This window comes from Micromonospora sp. NPDC002575 (assembly GCF_042889525.1).
GTDB classification, from domain to species: Bacteria; Actinomycetota; Actinomycetes; order Mycobacteriales; family Micromonosporaceae; genus Micromonospora; species Micromonospora carbonacea.
This window is the reverse complement of sequence record NZ_JBIARA010000010.1, coordinates 27,432-45,823: the sequence shown is the minus strand read 5'-3', so window position 1 is coordinate 45,823 and position 18,392 is coordinate 27,432. Positions and strand designations below refer to the sequence as shown.

General features: G+C 72.5%; 18 protein-coding genes. 13 read left to right on the top strand and 5 right to left on the bottom strand.

Annotation, left to right across the window (positions count from 1 at the left end):
* Positions 1–75: 75 nt before the first annotated feature.
* A complete protein-coding gene (gene tal / locus ACFYWL_RS16915; protein ID WP_386973354.1) occupies positions 76–1,254 on the bottom strand; it encodes a transaldolase in 1,179 nt (392 codons plus the stop codon).
* 17 nt (positions 1,255–1,271) lie between these two features.
* Positions 1,272–3,410, bottom strand: a complete 2,139-nt coding sequence (gene tkt, locus ACFYWL_RS16910; protein WP_386973351.1) for a transketolase — start codon at positions 3,408–3,410, stop codon at positions 1,272–1,274.
* A 264-nt stretch (positions 3,411–3,674) separates the two neighbouring features.
* On the opposite strand from tkt, the gene ACFYWL_RS16905 reads away from it, so the two are divergent.
* The 3 genes from ACFYWL_RS16905 (at position 3,675) to ACFYWL_RS16895 (ending at position 6,108) form a co-directional block, all read left to right on the top strand.
* Positions 3,675–4,634, top strand: a complete 960-nt coding sequence (locus tag ACFYWL_RS16905) for a heme o synthase (protein WP_386973348.1) — start codon at positions 3,675–3,677, stop codon at positions 4,632–4,634.
* 209 nt (positions 4,635–4,843) lie between these two features.
* Complete coding sequence (locus tag ACFYWL_RS16900) at positions 4,844–5,179, top strand: hypothetical protein (RefSeq protein WP_386973346.1); 336 nt, start codon at positions 4,844–4,846, stop codon at positions 5,177–5,179.
* 8 nt (positions 5,180–5,187) lie between these two features.
* Positions 5,188–6,108, top strand: a complete 921-nt coding sequence (locus ACFYWL_RS16895) for a RimK family alpha-L-glutamate ligase (RefSeq protein WP_386973774.1) — start codon at positions 5,188–5,190, stop codon at positions 6,106–6,108.
* Positions 6,109–6,139: 31 nt separating this feature from the next.
* Here ACFYWL_RS16895 and ACFYWL_RS16890 read toward each other — a convergent pair whose 3' ends face one another.
* A complete protein-coding gene (locus ACFYWL_RS16890) occupies positions 6,140–7,108 on the bottom strand; it encodes a heme A synthase (protein ID WP_386973344.1) in 969 nt (322 codons plus the stop codon).
* A gap of 98 nt (positions 7,109–7,206) precedes the next feature.
* On the opposite strand from ACFYWL_RS16890, the gene ACFYWL_RS16885 reads away from it, so the two are divergent.
* The 10 genes from ACFYWL_RS16885 to ACFYWL_RS16840 all read left to right on the top strand — a co-directional run bounded on the left by ACFYWL_RS16885 (position 7,207) and on the right by ACFYWL_RS16840 (position 15,965).
* Positions 7,207–7,995, top strand: coding sequence for a helix-turn-helix transcriptional regulator (locus ACFYWL_RS16885; RefSeq protein WP_386973341.1), 789 nt, complete (start codon positions 7,207–7,209; stop codon positions 7,993–7,995).
* On the top strand, positions 7,992–9,422 hold the full coding sequence (gene sufB / locus ACFYWL_RS16880; protein WP_386973339.1) for a Fe-S cluster assembly protein SufB: 1,431 nt from the start codon (positions 7,992–7,994) through the stop codon (positions 9,420–9,422). The genes ACFYWL_RS16885 and sufB overlap by 4 nt, the downstream gene beginning before the upstream one ends.
* Before the next feature lie 49 nt (positions 9,423–9,471).
* The gene (gene sufD / locus ACFYWL_RS16875) at positions 9,472–10,617 is read left to right on the top strand and encodes a Fe-S cluster assembly protein SufD (RefSeq protein WP_386973336.1); all 1,146 of its coding nucleotides are present in this window, start codon (positions 9,472–9,474) and stop codon (positions 10,615–10,617) included.
* Positions 10,617–10,961, top strand: a complete 345-nt coding sequence (locus ACFYWL_RS16870) for a non-heme iron oxygenase ferredoxin subunit (RefSeq protein ID WP_386973333.1) — start codon at positions 10,617–10,619, stop codon at positions 10,959–10,961. The genes sufD and ACFYWL_RS16870 overlap by 1 nt, the downstream gene beginning before the upstream one ends.
* Positions 10,961–11,734 (top strand): Fe-S cluster assembly ATPase SufC, encoded by a 774-nt coding sequence (sufC, locus tag ACFYWL_RS16865; RefSeq protein ID WP_074474328.1) that lies wholly within the window; start codon positions 10,961–10,963, stop codon positions 11,732–11,734. Before ACFYWL_RS16870 ends, sufC begins: the two co-directional genes overlap by 1 nt.
* A 6-nt stretch (positions 11,735–11,740) precedes the next feature.
* Positions 11,741–13,045: a cysteine desulfurase gene (locus ACFYWL_RS16860; RefSeq protein ID WP_074474327.1), complete on the top strand. Its 1,305-nt coding sequence runs from the start codon at positions 11,741–11,743 to the stop codon at positions 13,043–13,045.
* Positions 13,045–13,518 carry a Fe-S cluster assembly sulfur transfer protein SufU gene (gene sufU / locus ACFYWL_RS16855; protein WP_386973330.1) on the top strand — a complete coding sequence of 158 codons (474 nt, stop codon included), beginning with the start codon at positions 13,045–13,047 and terminating at the stop codon, positions 13,516–13,518. Before ACFYWL_RS16860 ends, sufU begins: the two co-directional genes overlap by 1 nt.
* A complete protein-coding gene (locus tag ACFYWL_RS16850; protein WP_386973327.1) occupies positions 13,515–13,961 on the top strand; it encodes a metal-sulfur cluster assembly factor in 447 nt (148 codons plus the stop codon). The genes sufU and ACFYWL_RS16850 overlap by 4 nt, the downstream gene beginning before the upstream one ends.
* 462 nt (positions 13,962–14,423) lie before the next feature.
* The gene (locus tag ACFYWL_RS16845) at positions 14,424–15,047 is read left to right on the top strand and encodes a LysE family transporter (RefSeq protein WP_386973324.1); all 624 of its coding nucleotides are present in this window, start codon (positions 14,424–14,426) and stop codon (positions 15,045–15,047) included.
* Positions 15,048–15,323: 276 nt separating this feature from the next.
* Entirely contained in the window at positions 15,324–15,965 is a 642-nt protein-coding gene (locus tag ACFYWL_RS16840; protein WP_386973322.1) for an acVLRF1 family peptidyl-tRNA hydrolase, read from the top strand.
* 110 nt (positions 15,966–16,075) lie between these two features.
* Here the strand turns inward: ACFYWL_RS16840 and ACFYWL_RS16835 are convergent, their stop codons facing one another.
* Positions 16,076–17,143: a polysaccharide deacetylase family protein gene (locus tag ACFYWL_RS16835; RefSeq protein WP_386973320.1), complete on the bottom strand. Its 1,068-nt coding sequence runs from the start codon at positions 17,141–17,143 to the stop codon at positions 16,076–16,078.
* Positions 17,144–17,287: 144 nt separating this feature from the next.
* Positions 17,288–18,208, bottom strand: a complete 921-nt coding sequence (locus tag ACFYWL_RS16830) for a neutral zinc metallopeptidase (protein WP_386973318.1) — start codon at positions 18,206–18,208, stop codon at positions 17,288–17,290.
* Positions 18,209–18,392: the final 184 nt, after the last annotated feature.

The following is an 18,392-nucleotide window of genomic DNA, read 5'->3' as shown; positions in this document are numbered from 1 at the left end:
CGCGACCCGGAGGGGGCGGGCCGCCGGCGCGGGACGTCCCGGGGCACCGCCCCGGGACGTCGCCACGACCGTCGGTCACGCGTTGCCCCCCACCTTCTGGGCCTGGTCCGCGTCGCCCTGGGCGGCCTGGCCGGGCCGCCCGGTGCCCTGGCCCGCCGCGGCGAGCGACTTGCGCACCCCGTCGAGCAGCTCCTGCCAGCTCGCCTCGAACTTCTCCACGCCCTCGCGCTCCAGCACGCCGATCACGTCGGACATGTCGACGCCTACCGACTCCAGGTCGGTGAAGACCTGGCGGGCGGCGTCGTACGCGCCGGTGACGGTGTCCCCGCGCGTCTCGCCGTGGTCGGCGTACGCGTGGATTACCGACTCCGGCATCGTGTTGACCGTGCCGGGGGCGATCAGCTCCTCGACGTAGATGACGTCCCGGTAGTCCGGGTTCTTCGTCGACGTGGACGCCCACAGCGGGCGCTGCGGGTGCGCCCCGGCGTCGGCGAGGGCCTGCCACCGGTCGGAGGAGAACACCTCGCTGTAGCGCTCGTAGGCGAGCTGGGCGTTGGCCACGGCGGCCTTGCCGCGCAGCGCCTTCGCCTGCGCGGAGCCGATCTTCTCCAGCCGCTTGTCGACCTCGCTGTCCACCCGGGAGACGAAGAACGACGCCACCGACCCGATCTTCGACAGGTCGTGGCCGTTGGCCTTCGCCTGCTCCAGGCCGGCGAGGAACGCCTCCATCACCTGCGAGTAGCGGTCCAGGCCGAAGATCAGCGTGACGTTGACGCTGATCCCCTCGGCCAGGGTCGCGGTGATCGCCGGCAGGCCCGCCTCGGTGGCCGGGATCTTGATGAAGAGGTTGGGCCGGTCGACCAGCCACCACAGGGCCTTGGCCTCGGCGACCGTCTTCTCCGTCTCGTGCGCCAGCCGCGGGTCCACCTCGATGGAGACCCGGCCGTCGACGCCCTGGCTGCCGTCGTACGACGGGCGCATCACGTCGCACGCCCACCGCACGTCGTACGTGGTGAGCATGCGCACCGCCTCCTCCACCTCCACCCCACGGGTGGCGAGGTCGCGCAGCTGCCCGTCGTAGGTGTCGGCGTCGGCGAGCGCCTTCGCGAAGATCGTCGGGTTGGTGGTCACCCCGGCCACGTGCTGCTCCCGGCGGAGCTGGTCCAGCCCGCCGGAGCTCAGCCGTACCCGGGAGAGGTCGTCGAGCCAGACCGCCACCCCGGCGGCGGTGAGTTCGCTGAGCCTGTCCGTCATGTCGTCCTCGCTCCCCTTCAGTTGCCGGTCGTGAAACCGGTGATGTCGCCCACCCGGGTGAGCGCCGCGTGCGCGGCGGCCACGATCCGGTCGGGGGTGAAGCCGAACTGCTCGAAGAGCACGGTGTGCGGGGCGCTCGCGCCGTAGTGCTCGATGCTGACGCTCTCGCCGGTGTCGCCGACGATCCCGCGCCAGGACATCGCGATGCCCGCCTCCACGCTCACCCGGGCCTTTACCCCGCGCGGCAGGACCGACTCCCGGTACGCCTCGTCCTGCTCGTAGAACCACTCCTGGCAGGGCATCGACACGACCCGGGTGGGGGTGCCGTCGGCCTCCAGCCGCTCCCGTGCGGTGAGGCAGAGCTGCACCTCCGAGCCGGTGCCGATGATGATCACCTGCGGCTTGCCGTTGGACGCCTCGGCCAGCACGTAGCCGCCCTTGGCCACGCCCTCGGCGCCGGCCAGGGTCGACCGGTCCAGCGTCGGCAGGGCCTGCCGGCTCAGCGCCAGGGCCGTCGGCCGGTCGGTGTGCTCCAGGGCCTGCCGCCACGCCCACGCGGTCTCGTTGGCGTCGGCCGGGCGGACCACGTCCAGGCCGGGGATGGCGCGCAGCGCGGTCAGGTGCTCCACCGGCTGGTGGGTCGGGCCGTCCTCGCCGAGGCCGATCGAGTCGTGCGTCCAGACGTAGACCACTGGCAGCTTCATCAGCGCGGCGAGCCGCACCGAGGGGCGCATGTAGTCGCTGAACACCAGGAACGTGCCGCCGTAGGGGCGGGTGCCGCCGTGCAGGGCGATGCCGTTGAGGATCGCGCCCATGGCGTGCTCGCGGATGCCGAAGTGCAGCGTGCGGCCGTACTCGTGGCCCGGGAAGTCCTTGGTGGCGTGCACCGCCGGGACGAACGACGGCTCGCCCTTCATGGTGGTGTTGTTGCTCTCGGCCAGGTCGGCCGAGCCGCCCCACAGCTCCGGCAGCACCGGGGCCAGGGCCTCCAGCACCTTGCCGGACGCGGCCCGGGTGGCCACGCCCTTGGCGTCGGCCGGGAACGTCGGCAGCGCCTCGGTCCAGCCCTCCGGCAGCACCCGCTGCGACATCCGGTCCCACAGCGCCTTGCGCTCCGGGTTGGCCTTGGCCCAGCCCTCGTACGTCCGCTCCCACTCCTGCTGCGCCGCCGCGCCGCGCTCCAGGACCAGGCGGGCGTGCCCGAGGACGTCCTCGTCGACCTGGAAGCTCTGCGCCGGGTCGAAGCCGAGCAGCTCCTTGGTGGCGGCCACCTCGCTCGCGCCGAGCGCCGAGCCGTGGATCTTGCCGGTGTTCTTCTTGTTGGGCGCGGGCCAGCCGATGATGGTGCGCAGCGCGATGAAGGAGGGCCGGCCCGTCTCGGCCTTCGCCGCCAGCAGCGCCCGGTGCAGCGCCTCGACGTCCTCGTGGTAGTCGCCCTGGTCGGCGTCGCCGGCGAGCCAGTCGACGGTCTGCACGTGCCAGCCGTACGCCTCGTAGCGGGCCGCGACGTCCTCGCTCTTGGCGATGCGGGTGTCGTCCTCGATCGAGATCTCGTTGTCGTCGTAGATCACGCAGAGGTTGCCGAGCTGCTGGTGCCCGGCGAGGGCGCTGGCCTCGTGGGTGATGCCCTCCTCGATGTCGCCGTCGGAGGCGATGCACCACACGTCGTGGTCGAAGACCGACGCGCCCGGCTCGGTCTCCGGGTCGAACAGGCCGCGCTCGCGGCGGGCGGCCATGGCCATGCCGACCGCGTTGCCGAGGCCCTGCCCGAGCGGGCCGGTGGTGGTCTCCACGCCCGGGGTGTGCCCGTGCTCGGGGTGGCCCGGGGTGAGCGAGCCCCACTGCCGCAGCGACTTGAGGTCGTCCAGGGCCAGCGGGTAGCCGGAGAGGAAGAGCTGGATGTAGAGGGTGAGGCTGGAGTGGCCGGCGGAGAGCACGAACCGGTCCCGGCCGGGCCAGTTCGGGTCGGCCGGGTTGTGCCGCATCACACGGTTGAAGAGGAGGTACGCCGCGGGCGCGAGGCTCATCGCGGTGCCCGGGTGCCCGTTGCCGGACTTCTCCACGGCGTCCATGGCCAGCACGCGGACGAGGTCCACGGCCCGGCGGTCGAGGTCGGACCAGTTGAGTGCGGGTTGCTCGGGTCGGTTGGCAGCCACGATGGTTGTGCTCCTCGGCAGTTGGGCGGAACCCTCTCGGATGACCCTATCGAGCGGGGGTAAACCCCCGCCCCGGGATCTGTGCATGCTCTTCTTTACGCGGTTGGGCGTTTCCGCCGTTCAACCGGGGGTGTGACGGTCCGCACCGTGGTCGGGTCGCGCGGGCAGCGAAAACGACGACGCGTAGTGTGTGGGGACGGTGTGTGGGCCCCGACGGGTCCGACCGACCCGACTCCCCCTGCCGACGCCGGAAGGTGGCAATCCGTGAGCATGATCACCGAGCGCCCCGTCAGCAACTCTGCCGGGCAGCCGCCGGTGCGCACGGTGACCGGCGCCCCCGCGGCGCCCCGGCGGGACGTCCGGGCGGTGGTCTCGGCGTACGTCTCGCTGACCAAGCCCCGCATCGTCGAGTTGCTGCTGGTGACCACCGTCCCGGCGATGATGCTCGCCGAGGGCGGGCTGCCGTCGCTGTGGCTGATGGCGGTGGTCCTGGTGGGCGGCTCGCTCGCCGCTGGGGCGGCCAGCGTGCTCAACTGCTACATCGACCGGGACATCGACCAACTCATGCGCCGCACCAAGCGGCGTCCGCTGCCGACGCACACGGTGTCGCCGCGCAGCGCGCTGGTCTTCGGCCTGGTGCTCGCGGTGGTCTCGGTGACGCTGATGGCGGTGTTCACCAACCTGCTGGCCGCGGGGCTGACCCTTGCCGCGATCGCCTACTACGACCTGGTCTACACGCTGTGGTTGAAGCGGACCACGCCGCAGAACACCTTCTGGGGCGGCGCGTGCGGGGCCGCGCCGGTGCTGATCGGCTGGGCCGCGGTGACCGGCTCGCTGGCCCCGGCGGCGTGGGCGCTGTTCGCGGTGGTCTTCTTCTGGCAGATGCCGCACTTCTACCCGCTCGCGATGAAATACAAGGCCGACTACGCCCGCGCCGGCATCCCGATGCTGCCGGTGGTGGCCTCGGCCCGCCGGGTCAACGCCGAGATCATCGGCTTCGCCTGGCTGACGCTGCTGGCCTCGCTGGCCGTCTGGCCGCTCGGGATGAGCGCGATCTACGGCGTCACCGCGCTGCTGTCGGGCGGGGTCTTCGTCTACGAGGCGCACCGGCTGTGCCGCCAGGTGGCCGCCGGCGGCGCGGTGCGGCCGATGCGGCTGTTCCACTGGTCGTACGTCTACCTGACCATCCTCTTCGCGGCCGTCGCCGTCGACGCGCTGGTCTGAGCCATCGATCCTGGGCGACATACCCGACTTGGGTCAGGCGCGCGCAAGTTGTGACGATCGTGTAACTTTGCCGGGCCGCTTTGGTGTCCCGAGTCCCCATATAACCGGGCAAAACACCTGTGGTTCTCCTTAAACCCCTGGGTAATTGGCATCACAAATAGTTCATGGTTCTCGCACGTCCGGATGGAACTCTGCTTAGGCTTCGCGTCATGGCAGATGGTTCCGATACGACGCTGACGGCTCAGCAGACCGTCGCCGACGAGGCCCCCAGCGGCCTCGTCGCGGGCATCAAGTCGTTCGCCGCCGGGCACGGCGGGGCGAAGGCGGTCATTGAGTACGTCGGCAAGCGCGGCGCACGCATCGTCCTCGTCGGGTCCGACGGGGCCTGGGGCGACCAGTTCGCGGACGACACCGTCGTCGCGCGGGAGGCGTGCGCCAAGGCGGGAGTCACCGTCGAGAACGCCTGGGAGCGCGAGCTGATGGACCAGATGCGCCCGAGCAACGACCTCTGGCGGTCGATGGCCCGGCGCACGATGGCCCGTTGACCGATAACTTGACCGACCACCACCAGTCGACCCGGGGGGAACCCCGGGTCGCTATCGTCACCTGCGCCGACCTGCCCGACCTGGAGCCCGACGACCGGCTGCTGCTGGCCCCGCTGGCCGGGCGCGGGATCGCGGCCACCGTCGCCGTCTGGGACGACCCGGCGGTCGACTGGGCCGCGTGCGACCTGGTCGTGCTCCGCTCGCCGTGGGACTACGCGCTGCGCCGCGACGAGTTCGTGGCCTGGGCCGACACCGTCCCCCGGCTGGTCAACCCCGCCGACGTGGTGCGCTGGAACACCGACAAGCGCTACCTCGACGAGCTGTCGGCCGCCCACGTGCCCACGGTGCCGACCGGCTGGGTGGCCCCGGGGCAGCCCTGGACGCCGCCCGCCACCCGCGGCGAATACGTGATCAAGCCGGCGGTCAGCGCCGGCAGCCAGGACACCGGCCGCTACGACCTCGCCGACCCGGCGCACCGCGAGCTGGCCCTGGCCCACCTGCGCCGCCTGTCGGACGCGGGCCGGGTCGCCATGGTCCAGCCCTACCTGACCGCGGTGGACACCGCCGGGGAGACGGCCCTGCTGTTCCTGGCCGGCCCGGACGGGCTCGCCTTCAGCCACGCGATCCGCAAGGGCCCGATGCTCACCGGCCCCGACCTGGGCCCCGACGGGCTCTACAAGGCCGAGCAGATCAGCCCCCGCGCGGCCACCCCCGATCAGCTCGCCGTCGCCGAGCGGGTGCTCGCCGCCGTCCCCGGCGGCACGCGGCGGCTGCTCTACGCCCGGGTGGACCTGATCCCGGGCCCGGACGGCACGCCCGTCCTGGTCGAGCTGGAGCTGACCGAGCCGTCGCTGTTCCTCGGGTACGCCGACGGCGCGCCCGACCGCCTCGCCGACGCCGTCCTCACCCACCTCACCCGCCCCCGCTGACCTGCCGGGCCGGCGTCGGCCGGGGCGGGCGTCAGGCGTTGACCGGGACGGGGAGCTCGGCCGGCGGCGTCGCGGCCTCCCGGGCCGGCTGGACCGGCCGGCGCTCCCGGGTCGACCACTGCACCGCGAGGGTGGCCAGCAGCACCAGGCACGAGCCGAGCATGTGCGCGCCGACCAGCACGGCGGGCAGGTGGGTGAAGTACTGCACGAAGCCGATCACGCCCTGCCCCAGCTCCACGGCGACCAGCACGACGGCGGCCCGTTCCGCCCGCCGCGCGCCGACCGCGCGGAACGCGAAGACCAGCGCCACCGACAGCCCGACCAGCAGGAACACCCCGTCGGCGTGCACCTGGGAGATCGCCTCCGGGTCGAGGCCGTTGCGGGCCGCGCCGTGGTCGCCCGCGTGCGGGCCGCTGCCGGTGACCCAGGTGCCGATCACCAGCACCGCGGCGCTGACGACGGTGGTGACCAGCGCCAGCGTGCGCAGCGGCCCCGGCACGGTGGGCGTCACGGGGCCGTCCGGCTCGCCGACGCGCCGCCACAGCGCGTACGCGGCTGCGATGACCACCATCGAGGCGAGGAAGTGCAGCCCCACCACCCAGGGGTTGAGGTTGGTCAGCACGGTGATCCCGCCGACCACCGCCTGCAACGGGATGCCGAACAGCACCGCCACCGCGAGCGGCAGCAGCTCCCGCCGCCGCGCGCCGTGCAGCAGCACCCCCACCACCACGGCGAGGGCGATGATGCCCACGGCGAAGGTGAGCAGTCGGTTGCCGAACTCGATCACCCCGTGCACGCCCATCTCCGGCGTCGTCGTGTACGACGCGTCGGTGCACCGGGGCCAGGTGGGGCAGCCGAGGCCGGAGGCGGTCAGCCGGACCGCCCCGCCGGTGACCACGATGGCCACGTTCGCGATGATCGAGGCGAGCGCGAGGCGGCGCAGCAGGGCGGCGGAGACCGGGAACCGGACGGATCGCTTCACGGAGCGAATCCTACGCACCGTAGTGGAACCCGATCGGGTGACTCCGGCGGTCCGGTGGTTCGGATCACCGGCACCCGGGTTTGCGGCCCCCCGGCGAATTACGTAACGTGGGCGTTGTGAAAAACGCGGCGGCGCTCTCCGGGCAGCAGCCGGCGGCCCACCCGGTCGCCGGTGCGTCCGCGTCCGCCCGCCCGGAGTCCGCTCCGCCCGCGCCCGCGGCCGGTTCCGCCGCGGCCGACCTGTCGACCCGGGACCGGGTCACCCAGTTGCTGCTGGAGCGCGGGGCGACCACCGCCGGGCAGCTCGGCTCGGCGCTGGGCCTGAGCCCGGCGGCGATCCGCCGGCACCTCGACGCGATGCTCGCCGACGGCGACGTCGTCGCCCGCGAGCAGACCGTCCGGGGCAGCCGGGGGCGGGGCCGCCCGGCGAAGGTCTTCGTGCTGACCGACGCGGCCCGGGGCCGCTGCGGCACCCACCACTACGACAACATCGCCACCGCGGCGCTGCGCTGGATCTCCCGCAACGGCGGCTCGGCGGCGGTGGAGGCGTTCGCCGCCGACCAGGTCGCCGCCCTGGAGGACCGCTGCCGCGCCGCGATGGAGGACGCCGGCGACGATCCCCTGGCGCGGGCCGAGGCGCTCGCCGGGGCGCTGACCGCCGAGGGCTACGCTGCCAACGCGTCCACGATCGCCTCCGGCGGCCAGCTCTGCCAGCACCATTGCCCGGTGGCGCACGTGGCCGCCGAGTTCCCCCAGCTGTGCGAGGCCGAGACGGCGGTCATCTCCCGTCTGGTCGGCACCCACGTGCAGCGCCTCGCCACCATCGCGCACGGCGACGGGGTGTGCACCACGCACATCCCCGCGCAGTCCCGTAACACCGTCACCACTGTGAGGACAGATAGATGACCGAGCAGATCGTTCAGCCCCTGACCCAGGAGGAGCAGCTCGCCGCCCTCGGTCGCTACGAGTACGGCTGGGCCGACCCCGACGTCGCCGGGGCCGCCGCCCAGCGCGGCCTCAGCGAGGCGGTGGTGCGGGACATCTCGGCGAAGAAGAACGAGCCCGCCTGGATGCTCGACCTGCGCCTGAAGGGCCTGCGGCTGTTCGGCCGCAAGCCGATGCCGGCGTGGGGGGCCGACCTCACCGGGATCGACTTCGACAACATCAAGTACTTCGTCCGCTCCACGGAGAAGCAGGCCACCAGCTGGGAGGACCTGCCCGAGGACATCAAGAACACCTACGACAAGCTGGGCATCCCCGAGGCGGAGAAGCAGCGGCTGGTCGCCGGCGTCGCGGCGCAGTACGAGTCCGAGGTCGTCTACCACAAGATCCGCGAGGACCTGGAGGAGCAGGGCGTCGTCTTCCTCGACACCGACACCGCCCTCAAGGAGCACGAGGACATCTTCAAGGAATACTTCGGCACGGTGATCCCGGTCGGCGACAACAAGTTCGCCGCGCTGAACACCTCCGTGTGGTCCGGTGGCTCGTTCATCTACGTGCCGAAGGGCGTGCACGTGGAGATCCCGTTGCAGGCGTACTTCCGGATCAACACCGAGAACATGGGCCAGTTCGAGCGGACCCTGATCATCGTCGACGAGGGCGCGTACGTGCACTACGTCGAGGGCTGCACCGCGCCGCTCTACTCGTCCGACTCGCTGCACAGCGCGGTCGTGGAGATCATCGTCAAGAAGAACGCCCGGTGCCGCTACACGACCATCCAGAACTGGTCGAACAACGTCTACAACCTGGTCACCAAGCGCGCCGTGTGCCACGAGGGCGCGACCATGGAGTGGGTCGACGGCAACATCGGCTCCAAGGTGACGATGAAGTACCCGGCGGTCTACATGACCGGCGAGCACGCCAAGGGCGAGGTGCTCTCGGTCGCCATGGCCGGCGAGGGCCAGCACCAGGACGCGGGCGCCAAGATGGTGCACGCCGCCCCGCACACGAGCAGCACCATCGTCTCCAAGTCGATCGCCCGGGGCGGCGGCCGCACGTCCTACCGGGGCCTGGTGCAGGTGCTGGAGGGGTCGCACAGCAGCCGCAGCACGGTCAAGTGCGACGCGCTGCTGGTCGACACCATCTCCCGCTCCGACACCTACCCGTACGTCGACATCCGCGAGGACGACGTGTCGATGGGGCACGAGGCGACCGTCTCCAAGATCAGTGACGACCAGCTCTTCTACCTGATGAGCCGGGGCCTGAGCGAGGACGAGGCGATGGCGATGATCGTCCGTGGCTTCATCGAGCCGATCGCCAAGGAACTCCCGATGGAGTACGCCCTGGAGCTCAACCGCCTGATCGAGCTCCAGATGGAGGGCGCGGTCGGCTGACGCCGCCGCCCAGTCAGACACCGTCGCCGCAGAACAGACCAAGGAAGAGATGACTACCCAGGCTTCCGCGCCGCCCAGCACCAAGTCGCAGGCGCTCCGCTCGTACGACGTCGCCGACTTCCCGGCCCTCACGGGCCTGGAGGAGGAGTGGCGCTTCACCCCGCTCAAGCGCCTGCGCGGCCTGGTCGGCGGCGACGCGCAGGCCGCCACCGGCGTCGTCCGGCACGAGCACGGCGACCTGCCGGCCGGGGTCACCGTCTCCCGGGCCGGGTCCGACGACCCCCGGGTGGGCAGCGTGCTCACCCCGGTCGACCGGGTCAGCGCCCTGGCGTACGGCGGGGCCGGGCAGGCGCTGCTGGTCGAGGTCGCCCGCGAGGCGGTCGTCGCCGAGCCGGTTCGCCTGCGGGTGGTCGGCGACTCCGCCGACGGGCTCGCGTTCGGGCACACCTTCGTCGAGGTGGGCCGGTTCGCCGAGGCGACCCTGGTGCTGGAGCACGCCGGCTCGGCCACCCTGGCCGACAACGTCGAGGTGGCGGTGGCCGACGGCGCGAGGCTGACCCTGGTCACCGTGGCCGACTGGGCCGCCGACGCCGTGCAGGCGCAGCACCTGAAGATCCGGCTGGGCCGGGACGCCAGGGTCGTGCACGTGCAGGTCAGCCTCGGCGGCGACCTGGTCCGGCAGCACACCTCGGTGGAGTACACGGGCCGGGGCGGCGAGGCCGAGCTGTACGGGCTCTACTTCGCCGACGGCGGCCAACACCTGGAGCACCGCCAGCTCGTCGACCACAACGTGCCCGACTGCCGCAGCTACGTCGGCTACCGGGGCGCGTTGCAGGGCGCCGACGCGCACACCGTCTGGGTGGGCGACGTGCTGATCCGCGCCGAGGCGACCGGCACCGAGACGTACGAGATCAACCGGAACCTGCTGCTCAGCGACGGCGCCCGGGCCGACTCGGTGCCCAACCTGGAGATCGAGACCGGCGAGATCGCCGGCGCCGGGCACGCGAGCGCGACCGGCCGCTTCGACGACGAGCAGCTGTTCTACCTGATGGCGCGGGGCATCCCGGAGACCGAGGCCCGCCGCCTCGTCGTCCGCGGCTTCTTCGCCGAGCTGATCAACAAGATCCCGGTCGAGGAGCTGCGCGAGCGCCTCGGCGACGCCATCGAGGCGCGGCTGGCGAAGGCGGGCTCCTGATGATCAGGATCTGCGCGGCCGACGACGTGCCGAAGGGCAGCGTGGTCAGCGCCGACGTCGACGGCACCCCGATCGCGCTGGTGCACGGCACCGACGGCGAGTTCTACGCCGCGTACGACGAGTGCTCGCACGCCGCCGTGGCCCTGTCGGAGGGCGAGGTCGAGGGCTGCACGCTGGAGTGCTGGCTGCACGGCTCCCGGTTCGACCTGCGCACCGGCGAGCCCACCGGGCTGCCCGCCACCGAACCCGTTCCCGTCTATGCCGTCGAGGTCCGCGACGGCGACATCTACCTTCCCGTGGGCGACGACGGCCGCCCGACGCCGAGCAATGGAGTGACCCGATAATGAGCACCCTGGAGATCCGCGACCTGAAGGTGTCGGTCAAGCTGCCCGAGGGTGAGCTCAAGCCGATCCTGTCCGGCGTCGACCTGACCGTGCGGTCGGGGGAGACCCACGCGATCATGGGCCCCAACGGCTCCGGCAAGTCCACCCTGGCCTACTCGATCGCCGGCCACCCGAAGTACGAGATCACCGGCGGCTCGGTGACCCTCGACGGCGTCGACGTGCTGGCCATGTCCGTCGACGAGCGGGCCCGCGCCGGCCTCTTCCTGGCGATGCAGTACCCGGTCGAGGTGCCCGGCGTGTCGGTGGCCAACTTCCTGCGCACCGCCAAGACCGCGATCGACGGCGAGGCGCCGAAGCTGCGCACCTGGGGCGGCGAGCTGCGCGGCGCGATGCAGCGCCTCCAGATGGACCCGGCCTTCGCCCAGCGCAACGTCAACGAGGGCTTCTCCGGCGGCGAGAAGAAGCGGCACGAGATCGTGCAGCTGGAGCTGCTCAAGCCGAAGGTGGCGATCCTCGACGAGACCGACTCCGGCCTCGACGTCGACGCGCTGCGCGTGGTCAGCGAGGGGGTCAACCGGGTCCGCGACACCGGCGACACCGGCCTGCTGCTGATCACCCACTACACGCGCATCCTGCGCTACATCAAGCCCGACTTCGTGCACGTCTTCGTCGCCGGCCGGATCGTCGAGCAGGGCGGCCCGGAGCTGGCCGACAAGCTCGAGGACGAGGGCTACGAGCGGTACGTCGCCGGGGCCGGCGCGGCGCGGGCCTGACCGACGATGTCCTCCCTGACCATCCCGGCCGGCATGCCGCAGTTCGACGACGTGCCGCGCTTCGACGTGGCGGCGGTGCGCGCGGACTTCCCGATCCTCGACCGGGAGGTGAACGGGCACCCGCTGGTCTACCTCGACAGCGCCAACACCTCGCACAAGCCGCGGCAGGTGCTCGACGTGCTCGCCGAGCACTACGCGCGGCACAACGCCAACGTGTCGCGCTCCGTGCACACCCTGGGCACCGAGGCGACCGAGGCGTACGAGGGGGCGCGGGCCAAGATCGCCCGGTTCGTCAACGCGCCCAGCGTGGACGAGGTGGTGTTCACCAAGAACTCGACCGAGGCGATCAACCTCGTCGCGTACGCGTTCTCCAACGCCTCGCTGCGCGCGGACGCCGACCCCCGGTTCCGGCTGGGGCCCGGCGACGAGATCGTGATCTCCGAGATGGAGCACCACTCCAACATCGTCCCGTGGCAGCTCCTCGCGGAGCGCACCGGCGCGACCCTGCGCTGGTTCCCGGTCACCGACGCCGGGCGGCTCGACGAGTCCGGCCTGGACGACCTGGTCACCGAGCGGACGAAGATCGTCTCGCTGGTCCACATGTCCAACATCCTCGGCACCGTCAACGCCACCGCCCGGATCACCGCGCGCGTCCGCGAGGTGGGCGCGCTGCTGCTGCTGGACTGCTCGCAGTCCGTGCCGCACCTGCCGATCGACGTGGTCGACCTCGACGCCGACTTCGTCGTCTTCACCGGGCACAAGATGTGCGGCCCGACCGGCATCGGGGTGCTGTGGGGCCGGGGCGAGCTGCTGGCGGCCATGCCCCCGGTCATGGGCGGCGGCTCGATGATCGAGACGGTCACCATGGCCCGGTCGACGTTCGCCGCGCCGCCGGCCCGGTTCGAGGCGGGCACCCCGCCGATCGCCGAGGCGGTCGCGCTCGGTGCGGCGGTGGACTACCTCACCGGCCTGGACATGCGGGCCGTCCAGTGGCACGAGAAGGAGCTGACGGCGTACGCGCTGGACGCCCTCGCCACCGTGCCCGGCCTGCGGATCTTCGGGCCGACCGTGCCGGTGGGCCGGGGCGGGACGATCTCGTTCGCGCTCGGCGACATCCACCCGCACGACGTCGGGCAGGTGCTCGACTCGCTCGGCGTGCAGGTGCGCGTCGGGCACCACTGCGCCAAGCCGGTGTGCACCCGGTTCGGCGTGCCGGCCATGACGCGGGCCTCGTTCTACCTCTACACCACCACCGGCGAGATCGACGCCCTGGTGGGTGGCCTGGAACAGGTGCGGAAGGTGTTCGACTGATGCAGCTCGACCAGCTCTACCAGGAGATCATCCTGGACCACTACAAGCGCCCCCACGGCCGTGGCCTGCGCGACGCCGAGGACCCGGCCGACCGGGTCGCCGAGGCGCACCACGTCAACCCGACCTGCGGCGACGAGGTGACCGTCCGGGTCGCCACCGACGGCGTCGTGCTGCACGACGTCTCGTACGACGGCATGGGCTGCTCGATCAGCCAGGCGTCGGCGAGCGTGCTGCACGAGCTGCTGCGCGGGCGGGACGCGGGGGAGGCGTTCGCCGTGCACGAGGCGTTCGTCGAGTTGATGTCCGGCCGTGGCCAGGTCACGCCGGACGAGGACGTGCTCGGTGACGGGGTGGCGTTCGCGGGCGTCGCGCGCTACCCCGCCCGGGTCAAGTGCGCGCTGCTGCCGTGGATGGCGTTCAAGGACGCTGCGGCACGCGCCGGGGTGGGCGCGAGCCCGGAGGTGAAGGCATGAGTTCTGACCAGACCGCCGGCGCGCCGGAGGACGGCGCGGTGGCGACCGACGCCGCGATCCCGGCCGCCGAGGGCACTGCCCCGTCCGCCGCCGAGGCCGCCCCCGCCGGTGCCGGCGCGAAGGCCGCCGTCGCCGACGTCGAGGAGGCGATGAAGGACGTCGTCGACCCCGAGCTGGGCATCAACGTGGTCGACCTCGGCCTGGTCTACGGCGTGCACGTCGACGACGACAACGTCGCCACCCTGGACATGACGCTGACCTCGGCGGCGTGCCCGCTGACCGACGTGATCGAGGACCAGGCCCGGCAGGCGCTGACCACCGGCCCCGGCGGGGGACTGGTGAACGACATCCGGATCAACTGGGTCTGGCTGCCGCCGTGGGGCCCCGACAAGATCACCGACGAGGGGCGCGACCAGCTCCGCTCCCTCGGCTTCAACGTCTGACGCACCCCGCCGACCGCGTCTCGTCGGGCGCATCCCGTCGAGCGCGTTCCCGCGGGCTCCCGTCGGACGCGTTCCCGCGGGCTCCCGTCGGACGCGTTCCCACCGGGCTCCCGTCGGACGCGTTCCCACCGGGCTCCCGTCGAACGCGTTCCCACCGGGCTCGCGTCGAGCGCGGCATCCGTTCCCGGGTGCCGCGCTCGGCCGCTTTCGGCCGCGACTCCCCCAAGATCGTGTTCGATCGCGGATCGAGTGGTCTGCGATCGAGCCCGAGGCCACTCGATCCAGGATCGAGCGCGACCGGCCCCGGCCCGCGAGAAACCCGGTGGCCAGGCGGCGGGTGGGGGCGCACCATGGGCGGGTGATCGAGACGTACCGGATGACGCCCGCTCCTGTCCCCACGGCCGTGGCCGCCGGGCGACAGCGGGCGGTCTCCCCGGCCGCCCCGGTCGCGCGCCGACCGTCGTGACCGGGGCGTTCCTGGCCGGTCTCGCGGCCGGCTACGGCGTCGCCGTGCCCGTCGGCGCGATCGCCGTGCTGATCCTGGGGCTCAGCGCGCGGACCTCGTTCCGGGTCGGTGCCGCCGCCGCCCTCGGGGTGGCCACCGCCGACGGCGTCTACGCGGCCGTGGCCACCCTCGGCGGGGCGGCGGTTGCCGGCCTGGTCGCCCCGGTCGCCGGGCCGCTGCGGCTGGTGGCGGCGGCGGTGCTGCTCGCCCTGGCGGCGCGGGGCGCGTGGCAGGCGCTGCATCCCCGCCCGGTGCGAGCGGCGGGTCGACGGCGCGGCCTGGAGAGCCCCGGCCGGGCCTTCGCCGGGCTGCTGGCGCTGACCATGCTCAACCCGGCGACCGTGGTCTACTTCGCCGCGCTCGTGCTGGCCCGCAATGACGGCCACGGGGTCGGCCCGGCGGCGGCGGTCGCCTTCGTTTCCGGCGCCTTCCTCGCCTCGGCGAGCTGGCAACTGCTGGTCGCGGGTGGGGGCAGCGTGGTGGGCCGGGTCCTCACCGGCCCGCGCGGTCGCCTGGTCACCGGCCTGGTGTCCAGCGCGATCATCGCGGCGCTGGCCATCGCAGTCCTGCTGGCCGCCTGACCAGGCCAGCTCGCGCCTGCTGGCCGCCTGACCAGGCCAGCTCGCGCCTGCTGGCCGCCTGACCAGGCCAGCTCGCGCCTGCTGGCCGCCTGACCAGGCCAGCTCGCGCTTGCTGGCCGCCTGGCCACGCCAGCTCGCGCCCCCGTCTCCCCGGCCGGCTGCGCCGGCCTCGGGCGCCGGACCTTGGACAGTTTGGCGTTCCGCGCGAACGGCAACTGTCCAAGGTCCGGGCGGGTGGGGCGGACGGCCGCCTGCCGGTGCCGTAGGTTCGGGGCCATGAGCAGCAGACCGGCGGCCGGCGGCGGGCGCTGGGTCGAGGTGGCCCCGGCCCGCGTGGACCGCTGGGTGGACGGCTTCGCCGACCGGCACGGCCCGCCCACCGCGACGGCGCAGGAGTACGGCCTGCTGCTCGCCGCCCCCGACGGGGCCACCGCCGCACTGCACACCCCACCGGGCGCGCCGCCCCGGGCCGACGTGCCCGGGTTCGTGGCCGCCGCCCGCGCGCCGCGCCGGATCGGCCTGCTGCTCGCCCGCAAGGGCGCGGTGGCCGTCGGCGTCGCCGAGGGGGAGAAGCTGGTCGTGTCGAAGGTGGACACCCGCTACGTGCAGGGCCGCACCGCCGCCGGAGGGTGGTCCCAGCAGCGGTTCGCCCGGCGGCGGGACAACCAGGCGAAGGCGGCCCTCGGCGACGCGGCCGAGCTGGCCGTCCGGCTGCTGCTGCCCGAGGCCGCGCACCTCGCCGCCGTGGTCTGCGGTGGCGACCGGCGGGCGGTGGACGCCGTGCTGGCCGACCGGCGGCTCGCCCCGCTCGCCGAGCGGCGCGCCGACCGCCTCCTCGACGTCCCCGAGCCCCGCCTCGCGGTGCTGGTCGACGCGATCGCCGCCGCCCGCGCCGTCCGCATCCTGGTCCGCGGGTAAGGAAGGGCCCCTTGTTAACGCCTTCTGCATAGGAAGGGACCCCTGCAATCACCCCGGGCCGGCTTCCCGCCCGGGCCAACGGAGACGGCCCGGGCGGGAAGCCGCAGGGGTCAACCGGCGGTGCAGGACCGGATCTGGGGCCGGGCGCTGCTGTTGCCGTTCATCATCGTGGTGAAGCCGAAGGTGTTGCCGCTGCCGTTGGACCGCATCGTCATCACGTAACCGGTGCTGTCCCAGCTGGCGGTGCCGTTCCAGGTGGTGGTGATCCGCTGCGGCGCGGTCACCGCCACCACCACGGTCCAGTTGCTGGCCCCCTGGACCGTCACCGAGGTGTTGTAGCGGTCGCCCCAGACGTTGGGGAACGTCGCCGTCGCGGTGCATGCCCCGCCCGGGGGCGGGGTGGTCGGGGAGCCGGTGGGCGGCGGCGTGGTCGGGGAGCCGGTCGGCGGCGGGGTGCCGTCCGGTGCCACCGCCCGGCCGGTGCTCGGGGAGATCATGCCCGGGCAGAGGCCGCGGCTGTTCAGGTTGGACATGATCTGCGGGATCGCGTCGCGGGTGTTCTGGATGCCGTCGTGCATCAGGATCACCTGGCCGGCCTGGAGCCGGCTGGCGTTGGAGACGATCTGGCTGACGCTGGCGCCGTTCCAGTCCTGGGAGTCGACGTCCCAGATCACCTGGCGCATCCCGAGCGAGCTGGCGACCGACTGGAGGGTCGAGTTGGTCTCCCCGTACGGCGGGCGGAACAACTGCGGCCGTACGCCGGTCGCCGACTGGATCGCCGAGCTGGTCTGGGAGAGGTCCGACTGCATCTGACTCTGGCTCATCGAGGTCATGTGCGCGTGGTTCCAACTGTGGTTGGCGACCCACATGCCGGCGTCGACCTGGGCTCGCGCGGCGGACGGGTTGCCCTGCACGTTCTGCCCGACGTTGAACATGGTCGCCCGGACGTTGTTGGCCCGGAGCACGGACAGCAGGGCGTTGGTGCTGCCGGTCGGCCCGTCGTCGAAGGTGAGGCCGACATAGCCGTTGCAGGCCGCGGCGCTGGACGGGGTGGCGGCGACCGTGAGACCGGCTGCTGCACCCAGCGCCACGGTGGTGGCGAGCACCGCCAGCCGGCGGGCGTGGCGCAGTGGTCGGGGTGGGGACGGGCGGCGGGGGCCGCTGATGCTGGCGAACATGCGCAGGTCCTCCCGGGGGCGGTGGCGTTCGACGATGCCCGACATCAATAGGCGTAGATGGATGTCGTGGTGGCTCGGAGTATTGCAGCGGCATTTCGAACGGGTCAACGAATTCCGGAAGTTTTCGGAAAGTTTTCGAAGGGGTCAGGCGCCGCTGCCGAAGGTGTCGCACTGCTTCGGGTCACCGGTCTCGTATCCCCTGGTGAACCACTGCCGGCGCTGCTCCGAGGTGCCGTGGGTGAACTCGTCCGGGTTGACCGGGCGGCCCGAGCGCTGCTGGATGGCGTCGTCGCCGATCTTCTCGGCGGCGTCGATGGCCTGCCGGATGTCCTGCTCCGAGATGCTCTTGAAGATCTTCTGGCCCTGCTCGTCGGCGGTGCCGGTTGCGTTGCGCGCCCACGCGCCCGCGTAGCAGTCGGCCTGGAGCTCCAGCTTGACCGACAGCGCGTTGGCGTTGCCCGGGTCGCGCTGCTGCTGGCGGCGCATCTGCGCCTCGGTGCCGAGCAGGTCCTGCACGTGGTGGCCGTACTCGTGGGCCAGCACGTACGGCTGGGCGAACTCGCCCTGCGCCCCGAGCTGGTCGGCGAGCAGCCTGTAGAAGGTCAGGTCGATGTAGACCTGGTCGTCGGCCGGGCAGTAGAACGGCCCGACGCCGGAGTCGGCCTGCCCGCAGCCGGTGCTGACGGCCTGGCTGAAGAAGACGGTCTTCGACGGCCGGTACTGCTCGCCGAAGGTCTCCGGCAGGGCCGTGCGCCAGTACGCCTGGATCGAGTTGACGTACAGGGTGTTGCGGCAGTCGAGCTGCTGGAGGGCGTCGTCGGCGGAGCACTTCTGCTCCAGCGAGGTGTTGTCGCCCTGCCCGGAGCCGTCGCCGCCGTCGAGGGCCGCGTTCAGGCCGAAGCCGCCGCCGACCAGGGCGACCAGCACCGCGACGATGATGCCGACGATGCCGCCGCGCCCGCCGCCGATCGGGATGGGGATGCCGCCCAGGCCACCGCCCCCGCCGGACCCCCGCCGGTCGTCCACCTGGCTGGTGTCGATCCGCGCGTTCTCGTTCAGCTCCATGTTGACCCCGATCACCGATTCGTCGCGTCTGGTGGTTGCGGTGCCGGACCGGGTCCGGACGACGCATTCGTACCCGATGATCTTGACTGGTAATCGGGGCGGCGCGCATCGGGCGGCCCGGTACACTTGCCCCGTGCTGCGCTGCGAAGGCTGAACCGCCCCGCGCCGACGGGAACATCGACCC